Source organism: Sulfurimonas denitrificans DSM 1251 (genome assembly GCF_000012965.1).
Taxonomy (GTDB): domain Bacteria; phylum Campylobacterota; class Campylobacteria; order Campylobacterales; family Sulfurimonadaceae; genus Sulfurimonas; species Sulfurimonas denitrificans.
Genome location: NC_007575.1, coordinates 1,607,541 through 1,622,952, shown reverse-complemented (window position 1 = coordinate 1,622,952; position 15,412 = coordinate 1,607,541). Strand labels below are relative to the sequence as shown.

Annotated in this window: 16 protein-coding genes; 2 read left to right on the top strand and 14 right to left on the bottom strand. The window is 37.4% G+C overall.

What is annotated here, in order from left to right:
* Positions 1-33: 33 nt before the first annotated feature.
* The 14 genes from SUDEN_RS08080 to SUDEN_RS08015 form a co-directional block, all read right to left on the bottom strand.
* Positions 34-861, bottom strand: a complete 828-nt coding sequence (locus tag SUDEN_RS08080) for a class I SAM-dependent methyltransferase (protein ID WP_011373179.1) — start codon at positions 859-861, stop codon at positions 34-36.
* A 9-nt stretch (positions 862-870) separates the two neighbouring features.
* Positions 871-2,841 (bottom strand): TonB-dependent receptor plug domain-containing protein, encoded by a 1,971-nt coding sequence (locus SUDEN_RS08075; RefSeq protein WP_011373178.1) that lies wholly within the window; start codon positions 2,839-2,841, stop codon positions 871-873.
* A gap of 25 nt (positions 2,842-2,866) precedes the next feature.
* Positions 2,867-3,280, bottom strand: a complete 414-nt coding sequence (locus tag SUDEN_RS08070; protein ID WP_011373177.1) for a TOBE domain-containing protein — start codon at positions 3,278-3,280, stop codon at positions 2,867-2,869.
* Positions 3,281-3,366: 86 nt separating this feature from the next.
* Positions 3,367-5,367, bottom strand: a complete 2,001-nt coding sequence (locus tag SUDEN_RS08065) for a TonB-dependent receptor (protein ID WP_011373176.1) — start codon at positions 5,365-5,367, stop codon at positions 3,367-3,369.
* 14 nt (positions 5,368-5,381) lie between these two features.
* A complete protein-coding gene (locus SUDEN_RS08060) occupies positions 5,382-6,032 on the bottom strand; it encodes a class I SAM-dependent methyltransferase (protein ID WP_011373175.1) in 651 nt (216 codons plus the stop codon).
* A gap of 61 nt (positions 6,033-6,093) precedes the next feature.
* Positions 6,094-7,269: a DUF438 domain-containing protein gene (locus SUDEN_RS08055; protein ID WP_011373174.1), complete on the bottom strand. Its 1,176-nt coding sequence runs from the start codon at positions 7,267-7,269 to the stop codon at positions 6,094-6,096.
* 12 nt (positions 7,270-7,281) lie between these two features.
* Entirely contained in the window at positions 7,282-8,028 is a 747-nt protein-coding gene (locus SUDEN_RS08050) for a TonB family protein (protein WP_011373173.1), read from the bottom strand.
* A gap of 2 nt (positions 8,029-8,030) precedes the next feature.
* Positions 8,031-8,438 (bottom strand): ExbD/TolR family protein, encoded by a 408-nt coding sequence (locus SUDEN_RS08045; protein ID WP_011373172.1) that lies wholly within the window; start codon positions 8,436-8,438, stop codon positions 8,031-8,033.
* Positions 8,435-8,875 (bottom strand): MotA/TolQ/ExbB proton channel family protein, encoded by a 441-nt coding sequence (locus SUDEN_RS08040; protein ID WP_011373171.1) that lies wholly within the window; start codon positions 8,873-8,875, stop codon positions 8,435-8,437. Before SUDEN_RS08040 ends, SUDEN_RS08045 begins: the two co-directional genes overlap by 4 nt.
* A gap of 1 nt (position 8,876) precedes the next feature.
* Complete coding sequence (locus SUDEN_RS08035) at positions 8,877-9,851, bottom strand: ABC transporter substrate-binding protein (protein ID WP_011373170.1); 975 nt, start codon at positions 9,849-9,851, stop codon at positions 8,877-8,879.
* Positions 9,848-10,666, bottom strand: a complete 819-nt coding sequence (gene modD, locus SUDEN_RS08030; RefSeq protein WP_041672287.1) for a ModD protein — start codon at positions 10,664-10,666, stop codon at positions 9,848-9,850. Before modD ends, SUDEN_RS08035 begins: the two co-directional genes overlap by 4 nt.
* A 17-nt stretch (positions 10,667-10,683) precedes the next feature.
* Positions 10,684-11,469, bottom strand: a complete 786-nt coding sequence (locus tag SUDEN_RS08025) for an ABC transporter ATP-binding protein (protein WP_011373168.1) — start codon at positions 11,467-11,469, stop codon at positions 10,684-10,686.
* Entirely contained in the window at positions 11,460-12,485 is a 1,026-nt protein-coding gene (locus SUDEN_RS08020) for a FecCD family ABC transporter permease (protein ID WP_011373167.1), read from the bottom strand. The genes SUDEN_RS08025 and SUDEN_RS08020 overlap by 10 nt, the downstream gene beginning before the upstream one ends.
* A 228-nt stretch (positions 12,486-12,713) precedes the next feature.
* Positions 12,714-13,490, bottom strand: a complete 777-nt coding sequence (locus SUDEN_RS08015; RefSeq protein ID WP_011373166.1) for a TOBE domain-containing protein — start codon at positions 13,488-13,490, stop codon at positions 12,714-12,716.
* A gap of 243 nt (positions 13,491-13,733) precedes the next feature.
* On the opposite strand from SUDEN_RS08015, the gene surE reads away from it, so the two are divergent.
* The gene (gene surE / locus SUDEN_RS08010; protein WP_011373165.1) at positions 13,734-14,528 is read left to right on the top strand and encodes a 5'/3'-nucleotidase SurE; all 795 of its coding nucleotides are present in this window, start codon (positions 13,734-13,736) and stop codon (positions 14,526-14,528) included.
* A 3-nt stretch (positions 14,529-14,531) separates the two neighbouring features.
* Positions 14,532-15,410, top strand: coding sequence for a tRNA threonylcarbamoyladenosine dehydratase (locus SUDEN_RS08005; protein WP_011373164.1), 879 nt, complete (start codon positions 14,532-14,534; stop codon positions 15,408-15,410).
* Positions 15,411-15,412 lie beyond the last annotated feature (2 nt).

Genomic DNA, 15,412 nt, shown 5'->3' with positions numbered 1-15,412 from the left:
TTTGTTTACAAATCGGCAAATAGTAAAATATTTTTAGTTATATGAACTGAGTTTGCACCCAATCATCTCTTGTTTATGGCTGCTCCATGCTATAAATGCCCACATAGAAGGTTTTGGTGCGTTGTTCTCTTTTACATGTAACTTATAGTACTCTCTTGCCTTTTGCTGTTGAATCTCATCCAAAGAGCCAATGCTCCAGATAAGAGATGTTACAAACTCCTCAGCGCTTGAGTATTTAACACTTCCATCTTTTGTTGGAATATAGTCGATATAAGGAAAATAACCATCTTTGTAGAGCAGCAGAGGTATATACCAAAAATCTGGTTTAGTGATAATTTTTTTACCTATAAAATCTAAAATTTCCATATCTACAAAACTTCCGCCAGTTTTATATGTCAAGTAAGAGGCTTTTTTCGCTTGAGAACTCATTTTTTGCAATGCTTTTTCAATATCTATTACTTCCATACTTCTTGATGCAACAGCGATATCAACTTGTGGCAAATGACTCCAGTCATCATCCCAGCCTATAAGATGGGTCTTGATATTTGTAATCCCCTCTCTTTTTGCGTAAGCCTGAAGCTCCTGTAGCATCTGAGCTGAAAAATCAATAGCTACAACCTCTTTTACCATTTTGGCAAGAGGAATGGCTAAAGTCCCTGGACCACAGCCAATGTCTAAAACAGTATCATCTTCAGATATATCCATTCTTGATATAAAATCCTCAACATAAGATGACTTCTGCATTCTAGGAGCCATCTCTTTTGATTTTTTGTCCCAATCTTCACTCTTTTTACCTTTAAAAATAGTACTGCTTTTATGTTTTTTATACATCGAAGCAAAATCTATAGGGTCTAGAAACATTTTTATCCTTTAAAATTTATAGTTCATTGTAGCAAAATATTCTCGCCCTGCCATTGGATATGCCATGTCATATCTTACAAGTTCGTCTGTCAAATTTTTTACACCAATCTCTGCTGTGATGGCTTTTGTTGGCTCATAAATCACTTTTAAATCAAATGTTGTAAAATTTGGATTTGTTACATAAGTGCCATTTAGTTTGTTTTCGTAAGCGCCATCTCTAAACTTCATGTTGGCATACAGCGATACATATTTTGCCACCTCTATTTGTGCAAAAGTAAAGAGTTGATGTTTTGGTACATCTATGATTTCTACACCGTTGTCGCCTCTGCTTTTAACACTTATATATGTGTAGTTCCCTCCAACTTCAAGAGTATCAGTTTTGTAATTTAGCTCCAGTTCAACGCCTCTGTGCTCGAATGTTCCTACATTTTTGTTTTGATTGTATGCAGGATTTGAAGCAAAAACTACACTTTGAATTGCATCTTCAACTCTTGTAAAAAATAGATTTACTCTTGATGTTAGCGCGTCATATTTTTTTAGATAACTAAGCTCATAGTTTGTAGCTGCCTCATTTTTAAGCTCTACATTTGGCACATAAGAGTTGAATTTTCTTGAGTATCTATCTTTCATGGTTGGCATATATGTTTTTCTTGAGATGCTCACCTTTACTTTTGAACTCTCATCAAGTGAGTAGATTAGAGCAGCTTGAGGTGCAAAAGAGTCCTCTACTTCAAGAGCTAACATATTCAGATAAGCGGTGTTTGTGTCATAAATCTCATCTGCTTCTTTTCTGTCATAACTCACACCCGCTAGAAATTCAAGCTTTGATGTGATTGAGTAAACATCCTCCAAGCCAAGAGAGATGGTGTTGTCTTCATATCTCTCAACTAAAGATTCAACATCTGTTGTTTTGTTTTTATCGTAAGCGCGGTGTACATCTTTTTTGTAGCTTGCTGCTGCTTTTAGGAAGTTATCTCCAAGTTCAACCCCATATTCTAAACGGGCTCCGTAACTATAATCATCATATCGGCTTTTAAACGCCCAGTTTTTTGTTATAGCGCTAAAAGTAGCGTTATCGTAAGAGTAAATTGAATTTTTGCTTTTATCAAAATATGCCAAGGCTTTTACATAACTTGAATTGAAGTTTTTTTGCCCTGTAATGGAGATAGTCTCTTTATCCCAATATGGCCAATCCCAATCTTTGTTTTTTGCAAAAGTCGTATCTGTCACTGGTGGCTGCTGTTTTTCTCCTTGTTGATTAGCATAAGAGATAGCGATCTCGCTACCATCATCTGCTACATATCCAGCTTTTAAGCTTACTTTTTTATCCTCTGCCTCAGAGCGAAGTCTGTCTCCTTCTGGTTGCGTTGGGGATGCTTCATAATCATCACTAAGCCTAAAATGGTCTTGTTTGCTATAGCTAGCACCTAGCTGCACGTAAAAGTTATTTTGTCTTGAACCAGCGTTTAGGCTCTCTACATGTCTTGCCATTTTGCCATCTGAATCTAAGACAATCTTGCCTTTAACACTCCCCTCAAACTCTTTTGTAGGCTTTTTTGAGACGATATTTACAACACCTCCCATATTTGCTCCTCCATAAACTACAGAGGAGTACCCTTTTGATACATCAATAGAGGCAATGTCTGTTGTTAAAAATCGTGCATAATCAAAGTTTCCATCATAAGGAACATAAACAGGAATACCATCTATAAAAACTCCAACTCTTTTTGCATCAAAACCTCTTATGTGCAGTGTTGATTCAGTGCGAGCACCTTGAGTATCTTGGGTTACACCGCTAATATTATCTAGTGCTTCTGAGACCGTATCTGAGCTGTTTTGTGAAATCACTTCAGATGAGATACTCTGCTCAAATAGATTTATATCTTTAATATTTTCAAACACACTCACTTGCCCAAGCGTAAAACTCTCCGCTAGGAGCATAGATGTCGCTATAGATATACCAATTACACTTTTTTTCATCTCTTATTCCTTTTTTAAATCTGTTTCAAGCTACTAAAATTACGCTTGAAGCTTTAAATATCGCATAAACTTCATCACCAACGGCTATTTTCAAGTCTGCAACTGCATCGTTTGTCACTATTGCACAAAGTGATTTTTCACCGACTGATAGTTTTATCTCGCTATTTACAGCACCTTTAATAACTTCTGTAACTTTTGTTAAGATATTATTTCTAGCCGTCGCTCTAAGTTTCTCTTTACTTAGGATAACTAGCGAAGATTTTATAAGCGCAGATGCTCTAGTGCCTATTTTAAGCTCTAGCGCATCTCTTGCATCATTTGTGATAGTCGCACAAATAGTTATATCATCAGATATTTTTACAGCAACTTCACTCATCACCCCACCACTCTTTAACTCCGTTACAGTTCCACTTAACTCATTTCTTGCACTTGTTTTCATCTTTTTTCCTTATATTTTTGGTTTTATCTGTTGGCTAAATATTTAGCGACTCTTTGGATGTAGTTATCTCCTTCTCTTAAAAATCTCTAAAACTTAAACTCATAAGATGCGCCTATTACTCTTCCTTGGTCTTCAAATCCAAAGATAGTCATGTAGTTCTCATCAAGTAGATTTCTGCTATAGAGTGAGAGTTTTGCATCATTTTGAAATAGTTTGTGGTTGTAATCTACAGAGAGATTGATGGAGATAAAATCGCCTACATCATGGTACTTTTTATCAATCGTAAAAAAGTTAGACTCATAAGTACTTAGGTATTTACCAGAGATATTAAGAGCATAATCTCCGATTTTCTTTTGCATCAGAGCAGAGATATTGTGTTTTGGTATCTCATTTTTTTTCGCATCAGCAGTTGCATAAGCGTAGCTAAATGAGTAGTAGAGTGAGTCTGCTCTACCATCAAAGCCAAACTCTCCTCCATATCTGTTTTGATTTATCTGGTTAAATACTATGTATGGATTTGCATTTGTTCCAAAATACAGGGGCGATTTTATGTTTTTATTGTCATACATAAAGAGATTTAGCGTAGGGTTAAAGTATTGATTTACTACTTTTTTTATCCCTAACTCATATCTGTAATTCTCTTCATCTTTCATAGCAGAGCCATCTGCACTCATGGCATCATCGGTACTCCCTGCTGTTAGATATGCAAACCTTGCACTAGCTTCTAGAGTGTCGCTAAATTTATAAAGAGCGCCAAGTGAAAAAGCCATAGAAGCTTTTGCCCATTTATCTTCAATTATGGAGAGTTTTTGGTTGTTGAGTTTTGTAACGCTTCTTGCTAGTACTGAGTTAGGGTCATACCTCTCAACAGAGGAATCGGTATGTTTTTTATCAACTCTTATGGACTCATCAACTATTAGTTTATTATCCAAAAAGGCATGAGAAGCATGTATAAAAGCACCGTAAATCTGCTCTTTCCTTTGAAATCCCTCATAAAAGAGCTCTCCATTTGGCGCATCATAATAGAGCGCTTGCGCACCGATTTTTACTATAGTGTTGTCTAATTTTGTTGCATGTCGTAAGTCGATAGAGTCCGTGGTTTGCGTCCCTTTAAAATATAAACCAGCTACCTTGGATGGGTTTGTTCTATCAAAATCTTGACTCCAGAGAGTTTTAGAGTGGGAGAGTTGTAGGGTAGTTCTGTTGTTGGCACTGAAATCTTTTTCAAAGATAGCCGAGACAAATTCATTCTCTGTTGGCTCATATTTCCAACGAGAATCGCTAACCATGCTGTTGCTGTTTGTTGCTCTTTGCGTCTCTTTATCTGCGTTTGAGTAGTAGGCACTCAGCGTAGCCGTGAAATCATCACCAACATATCCGCTTCTTAAAAACAGCGAACCTCTATCTTCAGCGGTGTTATAATCATCTCTTCCATCAGTGAACAAGCCGTTTATGCTTGCTAAATAAAAGATTTTATCATGAATGCCTCCATAGCTTAAATCTGCTTTTTTAGTATCAAAACTCTCATAAGAAAATTTTGCAGCGCCGCCATTGTCTTGTGGGAGTTTTGTTTTTATCACGATAAAACCTAGAGTAGGAGCACCATTTGGAGTTCCAAAACCAGCAATTGGTCCAAGCGTTAATGCACTGGCATCTCTTATGACCTCAATTGACTCTACAATATCAACGCTTAGGGATTCAAGGATTCTCAAAGAGGACATGGGCGAGAGCAGGGCACCGTCTAAAATTACTCCAAATGCGGCAGCACTATATATATTTGAGCTTCCTCTAAATGTTATGATGGCAGAGTTTTTTCGCCCTTGAAATTGAACATTTGCCCCTGCTGTTTGGTTGATAGCTTCAAATATATTTTTAGGATTGGCTATCTTTATCTCCTCCTCACTTAGCGTATCAATTGTTAGCTTTGAAGTCTCAGGTGCGCTAAATGCCTCGTTTTGAGAGAGTGTTCTTGGAGTTTGGCTCTCTCTCACACTAACTTTTTCCAGCTTATAATTGCTCTGCGCGTAAACGCTACATGTAGATAACATTGCAACAAGGCAAAGACTTAGTTTTATTTTACTTTTCATTTTTTAATCTCCTTTTATTTCGTTATAAAAACCCACCAACCGCTCTCATCGTCTATGATGGTGTGTTGTGTTGGGTTTAGTGAGTTTAGTATCTGTGGCAGGGCTTCTCGCTCCATTTTTACTCGCTCTTTAAAAGAGTCTCTCCAGTCGGGTTTCTCTTTGCTCATGTGAGCGGTTATCTGCTCCCTTAGCTCTTTTGTGCCAAATCCTCCGCCTATGTAAGCGTGTCCGCCGACTTTTAAGATTCTTAGTATTTCGCTATAAGCTCTTTGCCAATCATCCCAAAACGGCGAAGAGCCACGGCTTATGACTATGTCCATGCTCTCATCTTTTATACCTATGTTATGGATGTCGCCGTTTAAAAAATCACTTTTTTCTAAAATATTTTCACTCTTTGCATAATCTTTAGCGAGCAAGAGCATCTCAGGCGACTGGTCAAAAAAAGTTACATGTAAATCCGTAATACTTGCCATGGCCCGTCCAAGTGCTCCCGTGCCGCACCCTGCATCAAAACATCTGCCATATGTCACTCCAGTTTTTTCTTTTATCTGCTGCGCTATTACAGGATAGATTGGAGCAAACACCTCACGCACGATGCGGTCAAAACTTTGAGGATTTGATCCGCCTTTATGCTCTTTGTTTTCTATATTTTTATCTTTAACCATTCTATTAACCCCTTTTTTATGTTATATCTTTTTTCACATAACGATATATAAAAATATATCTCTATTCCCAATCCAGAAGGCGTCTCTCGCCCTCAATATTTTTTATGTCGGTAATATCTTGCGTTATCTCAACTACGCCTTTATAGTTTTTCTCACTATCTCTAAGTGCAAAGTATCTGATGTGAATCAATCTTCCACCAAAAGTTATCCAAAACTCAGCACTCTCTTTAGTTCCTGCCTTAAAAGCTTCTAATATTTTTAAAACTGCATCAACACTCTTTGGAGGGTGGCAAAACTTTACTTCTCTGCCTATTACACCAGCGCTTCTTAAAAAAGTTCTCTCACTTCCTTTGTTGAAAAATGCCACTCTATCATTCTCATCTACAAAAGTTACATCAAAAGGCAGATGACTAAAGAAGAGATTTAACTGCTCTTGCGAGAGAGAACCCTCTTGGAGAAATATTGAGCCAAGAGATGATGCCATATCTGGCTTATGGCTCTCATCTTCTGGCCACATTGGAGGGCTTTGAATGAAGACATAACCTATCTCTTGCTCCTCTTTTCTCATCTTTATCCACTCCTCATTTGAGAGCAGTTTTACAGATGTTGGAAGTAGCATCTTCTCTTCTCTGGTTGTCATGTCAAAAATATCTTTTACAACGTCACGCATAAGAGTCTGCATCTCTTTATTTAGCTCATTTTTCTCAAATGCTTTTATAACCATTTTTAAGTTTGCTCTTATCTCATCTTGGAATTTCCACATTCCTGTACTTGGATAAGTAAAGTTGTGTTTTTCTAAGTATGGAAATAGTTGATCCTCTTTTCTTAAGTAGTGTGTATGAATTTTAGAGAGTTCATACAAAAGATTGAGCGCTGCATCATAACTTGCTATCTCCTCTACGCAAAAAGTATCTGTTATCTTCTCGCAAAGTTTTCTTATGTGGATATTTTCTTGCAGATAGTTCGTTACAGGGTGTCCTTTTGGCTGTAAAAGAGGGTCTGATTTTACCCTGTTTTTAATCACATCCAAAAAGAAATCTCTTCTTGGGATGCTTCGCTCTCTAGGGCCATCTTCATCAAAAACTCTCTGATTTGCTTTAAAAAAATGCTCAATATTTATATCTCCCATCTCCTCGAGCCATGCTTGTCTTTGAGTTTGACTCATCTCATCAAAAGATCTATGAAACTTCACAATCTTCTCTATTTTCTCTTCATTTTTTGTTAAAAATTCACTCATTTTTTATCTCCTTTATCTATTTAAATTGAACGAAATTGGTAATATTATAGACATTACCTCTTTTGGCGGAGCATCAAAAGGCGAAACATCCTCAATGGTTTGCATCGCTTGTCTGTCTAAACTCTCATGTCCGCTTGACTTTTTTATCCCAATGGATGAGATATTTACACTCCCGTTGTTTGCTATATCAAAGCTAACAACACTCTCTCCCTCAATTTTAAGTCGTCTTGCAAGAGGCGGGTATCTTAGGTTTTCTTGAATTTTTGCTCTTATTTTAAAGAGGTACTGCTCTATCTCATTAGCCTTTTTTATGGATGAAGCCTTTTGCGCCTCTTGGCTCTTTTGAGTGGTTTTTATAGGCGTTGTTGGCTCAATATCTGCGTTATTTTTCGTATCTTCTTTTACCTCCATATTTTTTACCTCATTTTGAGCGACTAACAAAGGTTCTTTAAGAGGAATAGGGCTTTGCTCTACTATATGTTTTGGTTTTGCTACTGGCTCTGCTTTTACCACTGGTTCTAGTTTTAATTTTCGAACTGGTTTTGGCTCTTGTACTGTCTTTGGTAAGGGCTCTGGTTTTTGCTCTGCTACTGCAATTTTTTTCTCTTTTTTGAGACTCTCAATAGATGCAATCTCCACCACTCTTTGTGAGGGAGTGATATTTGGCTCTATCTCATTTAGGGTGTAAAATATTGAAGCATGTAAGAGAGTAGTGGATGCTACTGATATTATGGCTCTAGTGTAAAAGTTGTTTATCATAACTACTCCTGCGTCTGGATAGAAAACTTTGAGATGCTATTTTGTTTGCAGATATCGATGGCTTTTACAACATACTCAAATGATGTCTTTGCGTCACTGCGAAGAATAACGCCATCCTTTGAAGCTCTATCATAATTTTTTATGAGTGCATTATTAAGAGATTGTATCTCTACAAGATTCTCCTCAAAATAAAATTTTCCCTCTTTGTCTATGGTTATAATTATCGGTTTTGTCGGCTCAAGTGATTGCTCATTTTGCGTAGCTTTTGGAAGCGAGATAGCTATTTTGCCCTCTGCAACAAAAGTTGCCGTTGCCATGAAAATAACTAAAATAACAAGAACAATATCCACAAATGGAGTCATGTTTATCTCCGATATTTCGCTATCTTCATAGGCATTATCCATCTTCATGACGCTTTTGCCCCCATGTCTAGAAGTATCATCTTTATTTTTCTTACAAAGTAGTTGTAGGCTATGACGCTTGGAATCGCCACAAAAAGCCCAGTAGCAGTTGCAACAAGCGCTTCTGAGATGCCACCCATAACTGCATTTACACCAAATTCACTTCCCCTTGAGAGCGTGTGAAAAGCGTTGATGATTCCAAGAACAGTTCCAAAAAGTCCAATAAAAGGAGCGTTATTTCCAAATGTTGCAAGTACTCCCAACCTTTTTTCAAGTAAGATTCTCACCTCTATCATAGAGAGTTCATGAACTCTTTTTTTAACATATCCAAATACAAGTGCTCTCTCCATAATCACTCCAAAGGAGATAACGCTCATAAAAAGCAATATCCATAAGACTGGGTCAACCCCGATAATGGCAACTCCTAAAAGTTTCTCAACAAGCATTTCAACTCTCCTTTAGCTGGGGAAAAAAGAGCTTTTCAAACTCTTTTTTCTCTTCTTCAAAGGATTTTGTTCTAAGCGATGAATAAAAAGAGTCTATAAGCCATCTGATGCCAAGAAGTCGCATAAAAGAGGGAGGTCTTGAGATGTAGTTGAATGGATGTGAGGGCACGAGAAAAAGTTTTGCATCTTTTATAGCTCTGAGGCTTTTAAATCTTTGATTTTTGCCAATCTCCTCTACAAAAACGCTCTCCATAGCAACAATCACATCAGGGTCGCTTAAAAGAATAGTCTCAAAAGCTATCTTCTCCATGCCATAGTTTGAACTCATTTTACAATCAAGTGCGTTTTTAGCTCCTGCATATTTAAACGGCTCAAGATGAAAAGAACCTTCGCATTCACTGCTAAGCCCATCTAAGCCTTGTGCAAAGTAGTAGCGTATCTGTTCTTGCTTTTTGAGCCTCTCTTGGAGTTGCTCCACGAGAGAGAGACTCTTTTTGGTGTATGCTATAAGCTCATCTGCTCTTGTGCGCTCTCCTGTTAGTGTTGCAAATAGTTCAAATTGAGTGATAAGGTCATAGATGGATTCGTTGTTTACAAGTAAAACAGGGATGCCAAGTTTTTCAAGTTTTGCCAATATCTTTTCGTACCCTCTCATCCTAGTCCATATGAGTGCAACGTCAGGCTTCACGCTGGCTAAAATCTCAAAATTTGGAGTGTTTCCCTGTCCCATAAAACCGCCCACAATAGGCTTGTCATAAGCACTTCCCACATACTTTTTTTGAACCTCGTTAAACGGGGAGTTAAGCCCTGCAACCAAATCAGGATTAAATGCCAAAAGAGACATGCTAAGAGGTGGGGAAGCTGCGTAAATTTTGGTTATGTTATCAGGAACCACGACAACTCGTCCGCTATCATCGGTGATAGTTCTTGCATGTAGAGAAAAAACTATAAAAAAGATTAAAATTAAAACTCTCATAGTGCCTCTTTTATAGTGACTTTAATATCAAGAGGTTTTGCATGGTAAGGTGAGGAAGTAACGATAAAATCAACTCCGCATTTTGCAAACTCGGCAATGTTTGACTCATTTATACCGCCAGTTGCCGAGAGTAAAAGGTGTGGATATTGCTCTTTTAAAGTTATACACTTTTTAAGAGTTTCATACTCCATTTTTTCGCACTGAAGTATGTCAGCACCTAGAGATGCAAAGTAAAGCGCTTGTTCAAAACTCTCAACTTCAACGGCGACCTTTTTCTCAATAAAGGCATACTTTAATTTTTTGAAGCTTTTTTCTAACTCCGCTTTATCGCTAAAGAAGTTTAGATGCTGTTCAAATATCAAAATAGAGTCAAAAAGCCCAATTCTATGGGGCGCTCCACCACCGCATATGACAGCTTTTAGCATCAACTCTTTGGCTGTAGGGAAATTTTTTCTAGTAGTTGAGACGCTTATATTTGGGTTTACCTCTTTAGCTAGAGTAACCATTTTGTGAGTATAGGTTGCGATACCGCTCATGTACTCAAAAATATTTTGAGAGATTTTCCACGCTTTATGAAGTTTTGAAGCCTCTGCTTTGCACTCTAAGATAACCTCTTGAGCCATAACTTTTTCACCGTTTTTTTTGAAAAAAGTGTGTTGTATCTCAAGATTATTTAAGATAGTTCTAACTTCATCTACTCCACAAAGCACAATCTCTGCTTTTGGTGCAAAGCTCATGACACCCTTTTTCTCGCCAATGCCAAGCCCGTATGTTGTTAAGTCAAAATAACCTGCATCTTCAAATAGTAAATCCATTTTTAAATCCTCTGTTTTTATATAGTTTTTTGAAAAATCGGAACACATCTTTTGTGTGAATCGTGTGTGATAATGTCTGTGTTTATGGAGTAAACATCTTGAATCATCTCTTTTGTGATTACCTCTGCTGGCGCACCATCTGCTATGATTTTTCCGCCATCCATAACGACAACACGGCTTGAAATCAAAAGTGCATGGTCAGGGTAGTGCGTGGTTTTTAAAAATGTATATCCCTGCGCACTTAACTCGCTAATAAGCTCTAAGAGTCTTATCTGGTTGCCATAATCAAGCCCTGCAACAGGCTCATCCATGATAAAAATATTGACCTCTTGAGCAATGGAGCGAGCAAGTAAAACCATCTGTTTTTGTCCGCCACTGAGCTGTCCAAAAGCTTTATCTCTAAGATGCTCGATGCCTATTTTTTGGAGTGCTTTGTTTGCTACTTCATAATCATTTGCACTAGCAATGGCGAAAAAGCCAAGCTTTGAGACTCTTCCCATAAGCACCATCTCAAGCACGGAGTAGTTAAAAGGCGTGTTGTTATACTGCGGAATATAGGCTACATGTGAGGCTATCTCTTTGTGTGAATAACTCTCTAGCGCTTTATTAGCTATCGCTATCTCGCCTCTGCCTTTTATAAGCTTCAAGATGAGTTTGATAAGCGTACTTTTTCCACATCCATTTGGTCCAAGCAAGGAGACGACTTCTCCTTTGTAGAGTTTTAAATCCACACCTGATAAAACATTGTGATTTTTGTATGAGAAGTGAAGGTTATTTACTTCTATGACAGGTTTTAGTTCCATGCCGCCCTCGCATTTTTTAAAACTAGTATGAAGATAGGAATGCCTATGAGTGAAGTGAGTATCCCAATTGGTATCTCAATACTAAGAGCTAGCCTTGAAATGGCATCAGCAAGAAGCAAAAAAGCTCCTCCCAATATCGCTGAGAGGGGAATAAGTAAGCGGTGCGAAGGACCAAATGCCATGCGGATAATGTGTGGAATGATAAGTCCAACCCAGCCAATAATTCCAGCCATAACTACACTAAGTGAACTAGCAAGTGTAGCAAGGATGATAGCTAGGATGCGGATAAGTTTTACATTTACACCAAGTGCTTTTGCCTCCTCATCGCCAAGGCTCATTAAATCAAAATATTTACTCATAAATATCATCCCAGCAATGCTTATCAAAATAGGAATTGCTACAAGAAAAACCTCGTCTAACTGCGCCATAGAGAGTGAACCCATAAGCCAGTAAACTATGGCAGGAAGAGTGCTGTAAGGGTCTGCAACATATTTGATGATAGAGAGCAAGGAGGTAAATAAAGAGCCGCTGATAACACCGCCAAGAACCAGCATCACAGTTGAGCGGGAGGAGGTTACCATAGAGCCAATAAGCACGGCAAAACCTACAGATATAAACCCAAAAATAAACGCCATAATTTGAACAATATACCAATGCTCAGAGATAAGCATCCCTAAAGCTGCCCCAAAAGATGCCCCAGCGAGAACTCCTAAAATGCCGGGAGAGACAAGAGGATTTACAAACATCGCTTGAAAAACTGCTCCACTCGTTGCAAGTGCAGCACCTATGAGAACCGCCAAAATTACACGAGGGAGGCGAATCTCTAAGATAATGTTGTCTATTAGAGCAAACGTCTGAGCGTCAATTTCTCCTTTGGAGAAGAATTTGTAATTTATATACTGAGCAAATGTGCTCATATCTATCTGATACTGCCCCCACAAAAGAGACAACAACGCAATAAGAGTTAAAATAACTGTTGCAAGGAGTAGATATTTAGCCTCTTTTTTATATTGCATCTAAACTCCTAATACTCTTTTGCTTGTTTCCAAGCATAGTGCAAGAGCAAAAAAAGTTTTGTATCTTTTGTGACATAACGGTAGATGTAAAAGCCATAGCCAACCACTTCTTTTAATAATTTTTTAAATTTTTCAAACACTATTCTTAGTGCTAAAGACATTCGTTATGTCTGTAAAAACATAACGAATGTTAATCAAATAATTCTTAAAGTTTTATTTAATAGTAGGCTATAAGCCTATTATTATATTGTTGGTATTTATAAGAGCATAAGCTTTAGCGCCTTTTTTTAGTGAAGCGGCACTCTCTTTATCTAAGAGAGCAATAAGAAGTATGTTCTCATTTATTCTAAATGCTACCTCAAGTGAGTCTTGAGAAATCTCTATGGACTCTATAACTCCCTCGATAATATTTATGTTTTTATTAGGGCTTGGAGCTTCATTTAAGATGTTTATGTCGCTTGATTTTATGATTGCATATACTTTGCTATCGGTGTGAAGTAGCATATTTTTTGTAGATTTTTCAGTAATAGTAGAGGTTATGGAGCACTCTTTAAACATTGCGAGCTCAATATCTGCGTTTAAACCATTAATCTTTATGCTATTGATGGTGGAGGGAATCTGATTTCTAGCACTTGTTGTTAAAAATGTTCTGTTTAATATTTTAGCAAGATGCTCAGCATCATCACCAGCTTCGGCAAAACGGTCTATAAATTGGCGATGCACTTCGTTTAGGCGGTCATAAGTTTTTATAAGTTCATACGCATAAGGAGTAAGAGTTGTTCCACCTCCGCCTTTTCCTCCAGTAGTTCTTGTGATGAGCGGCTCATCTGCTAACTTATTCATAGAGTTTATCCGCTCCCAAGCGGCTTTGTAGCTCATCTTCATCTCTTTAGCAGCAGCGTTTATGGAACCAGTATTTTCTATTTTCTTTAAAAGTTCAATTCTGCCGGAACCTAAAAAACTCTCATTATCTTTCGTTAGCCAAAAACGACCATCTATCTTCATCTAAAACACCTCTTAAAATAGTGTAGCTGCTTAAAAAAGCGATTTTGTTATAGTATCAAAATTAACTTTTGTAAACATTCAAACTTAAATTAAAAAAAAGAGTAAAGGGAGAAAAATATCTTCTCACTTCCAAGTTCCCAACTTTAACAAACTAGAGCAACGAGAGTGTACAATTTTATTTTTTGATAAGTGATGTTAGAATATCGACACACAATAATTTTTTAACAAATTTAAGGATTTTTTTTGAGATATAAAATTTTAGTAACAAACGATGATGGTTATGAAGCAAAAGGGTTACGTGCTTTAGTAAAAGCACTCAAGGAACTTGAGGATGTTGAGGTTATGGTAGTAGCGCCTGCAAGTGAGAAATCAGCATGTGGGCACTCTTTAACGCTTGTACGACCTTTGCGTTTTGTTGGAGTTGATGATAACTTTTTTAAGCTTGATGATGGGACTCCAAGTGACTGCGTGTATCTCGCACTTAGTACAATATATGTGGATTCAAAACCAGATTTGCTTATCAGCGGAATAAATAGAGGCTCAAATATGGGCGAGGATATTACATACTCAGGAACAGCAGCGGGTGCTATGGAGGGAGTTCTTCATGACGTTCCTTCTATCGCTATCTCTCAAGTTATGGATTTTAGTGACCCTCAGGGCGATTTTACTCTGGCGCAAAAGGTTATAAAAGAGCTTGTTATAAAGATAAAAAATGGCTCTTTTCCTCTGCCACAAAGAGAGTTTTTAAATGTAAATATTCCGCCAGACCTTGATTCTACTGACAATAGAGATGCAAAGATGGTTGTAACTTATGCTGGATATAGATTTTATGCAAATGATTCACACATACATAGAAATCCAAGAGGCGAGGAGTTCTACTGGCTAGGGCTTCATCCTCTGGATTTTTTACCAAGAGAAGGAATTAAGGGCATTAGCGATTATGAGGCTATTGAAGCTGGAAATATCTCTATAACTCCTATACAGCTTGACATGAGTGCATACAAAAGTATGAATAAACTTAAAGAGTGGATAGAGTAAAAAATGAGATATGAGCGCATAAAATCTCTCTTAGGAGATGACTTTCTTAAACTTCAAAATGCAAAAATTTTGCTCTTAGGCGTTGGTGGGGTTGGCGGACACTGTCTTGATTGTCTATGCAGAAGTGGCGTGAGTGATATAACAATAGTAGATTTTGACACTTATGATGTGAGTAACCAAAATCGCCAACTCTGGTCTGAACTGCATGAGGGTGAGATAAAAGTTGAAGCTCTAAAAAAACACTATCCAGATGTAGAGATAATAAATGCTCGTATAGATGAAGAGTGGATAAAAAACTTTAACTTTGATGAGTATGACGTTGTTCTTGATGCTATTGATGATATAAAAGCGAAATTAGCTCTTGCTCAAAAATGCTATAAAAAGCTTATATCTTCTCTTGGAAGTGCCAAAAGATTAGACCCAACAAAGGTACATGTAGATGATATTTTTAAAAGCTATGGCGATAAGTTTGGTTCAAAAATCCGCTATGAGTTGAGAAAAAGAGGATTTAAAAAAAAGTACAAAGTTGTATTTTCTTCTGAAGAAGCACAAGTAAAAGATAAAGGAAGCTTTGTCGGAGTAACTGCTACTTTTGGACTTGTAATGTGCAGCGAGGCTGTAAAGATGATACAAGAAAAAAAAGAGAATCCGCTTAAATGCAGAGGCATTATAGGCGATGGTTGTGGTGGCGGGCGAGATTTTTTTATAAAAAATGAGACACTTTTTGCGTATGATGAGAGTTCAAAAGAGAGCATAACGCTTTTAGAAGAGATAAAAAATGCGAAAAAGATAAGCAAAAGTGGATGCATAATAACTATTGAGTGCAAAAACCAAAAGATAGAGTTTGACCTCTCGCAAATGAGAGTGATAAGTTTGCTATAATT

Bases quoted from the DNA above. Each gene is read 5' to 3' on its own strand.
- SUDEN_RS08065 (WP_011373176.1), bottom strand. From the start codon at position 5,367: ATGAAAAGTAAAATAAAACTAAGTCTTTGCCTTGTTGCAATGTTATCT.
- SUDEN_RS08060 (WP_011373175.1), bottom strand. From the start codon at position 6,032: ATGGTTAAAGATAAAAATATAGAAAACAAAGAGCATAAAGGCGGATCA.
- SUDEN_RS08075 (WP_011373178.1), bottom strand. From the start codon at position 2,841: ATGAAAAAAAGTGTAATTGGTATATCTATAGCGACATCTATGCTCCTA.
- SUDEN_RS08080 (WP_011373179.1), bottom strand. From the start codon at position 861: ATGTTTCTAGACCCTATAGATTTTGCTTCGATGTATAAAAAACATAAA.
- SUDEN_RS08015 (WP_011373166.1), bottom strand. From the start codon at position 13,490: ATGAAGATAGATGGTCGTTTTTGGCTAACGAAAGATAATGAGAGTTTT.
- SUDEN_RS08055 (WP_011373174.1), bottom strand. From the start codon at position 7,269: ATGAGTGAATTTTTAACAAAAAATGAAGAGAAAATAGAGAAGATTGTG.
- SUDEN_RS08070 (WP_011373177.1), bottom strand. From the start codon at position 3,280: ATGAAAACAAGTGCAAGAAATGAGTTAAGTGGAACTGTAACGGAGTTA.
- SUDEN_RS08035 (WP_011373170.1), bottom strand. From the start codon at position 9,851: ATGAGAGTTTTAATTTTAATCTTTTTTATAGTTTTTTCTCTACATGCA.
- modD (WP_041672287.1), bottom strand. From the start codon at position 10,666: ATGGATTTACTATTTGAAGATGCAGGTTATTTTGACTTAACAACATAC.
- SUDEN_RS08005 (WP_011373164.1), top strand. From the start codon at position 14,532: ATGAGATATGAGCGCATAAAATCTCTCTTAGGAGATGACTTTCTTAAA.
- SUDEN_RS08020 (WP_011373167.1), bottom strand. From the start codon at position 12,485: ATGCAATATAAAAAAGAGGCTAAATATCTACTCCTTGCAACAGTTATT.
- SUDEN_RS08025 (WP_011373168.1), bottom strand. From the start codon at position 11,469: ATGGAACTAAAACCTGTCATAGAAGTAAATAACCTTCACTTCTCATAC.
- SUDEN_RS08045 (WP_011373172.1), bottom strand. From the start codon at position 8,438: ATGAAGATGGATAATGCCTATGAAGATAGCGAAATATCGGAGATAAAC.
- SUDEN_RS08050 (WP_011373173.1), bottom strand. From the start codon at position 8,028: ATGATAAACAACTTTTACACTAGAGCCATAATATCAGTAGCATCCACT.
- SUDEN_RS08040 (WP_011373171.1), bottom strand. From the start codon at position 8,875: ATGCTTGTTGAGAAACTTTTAGGAGTTGCCATTATCGGGGTTGACCCA.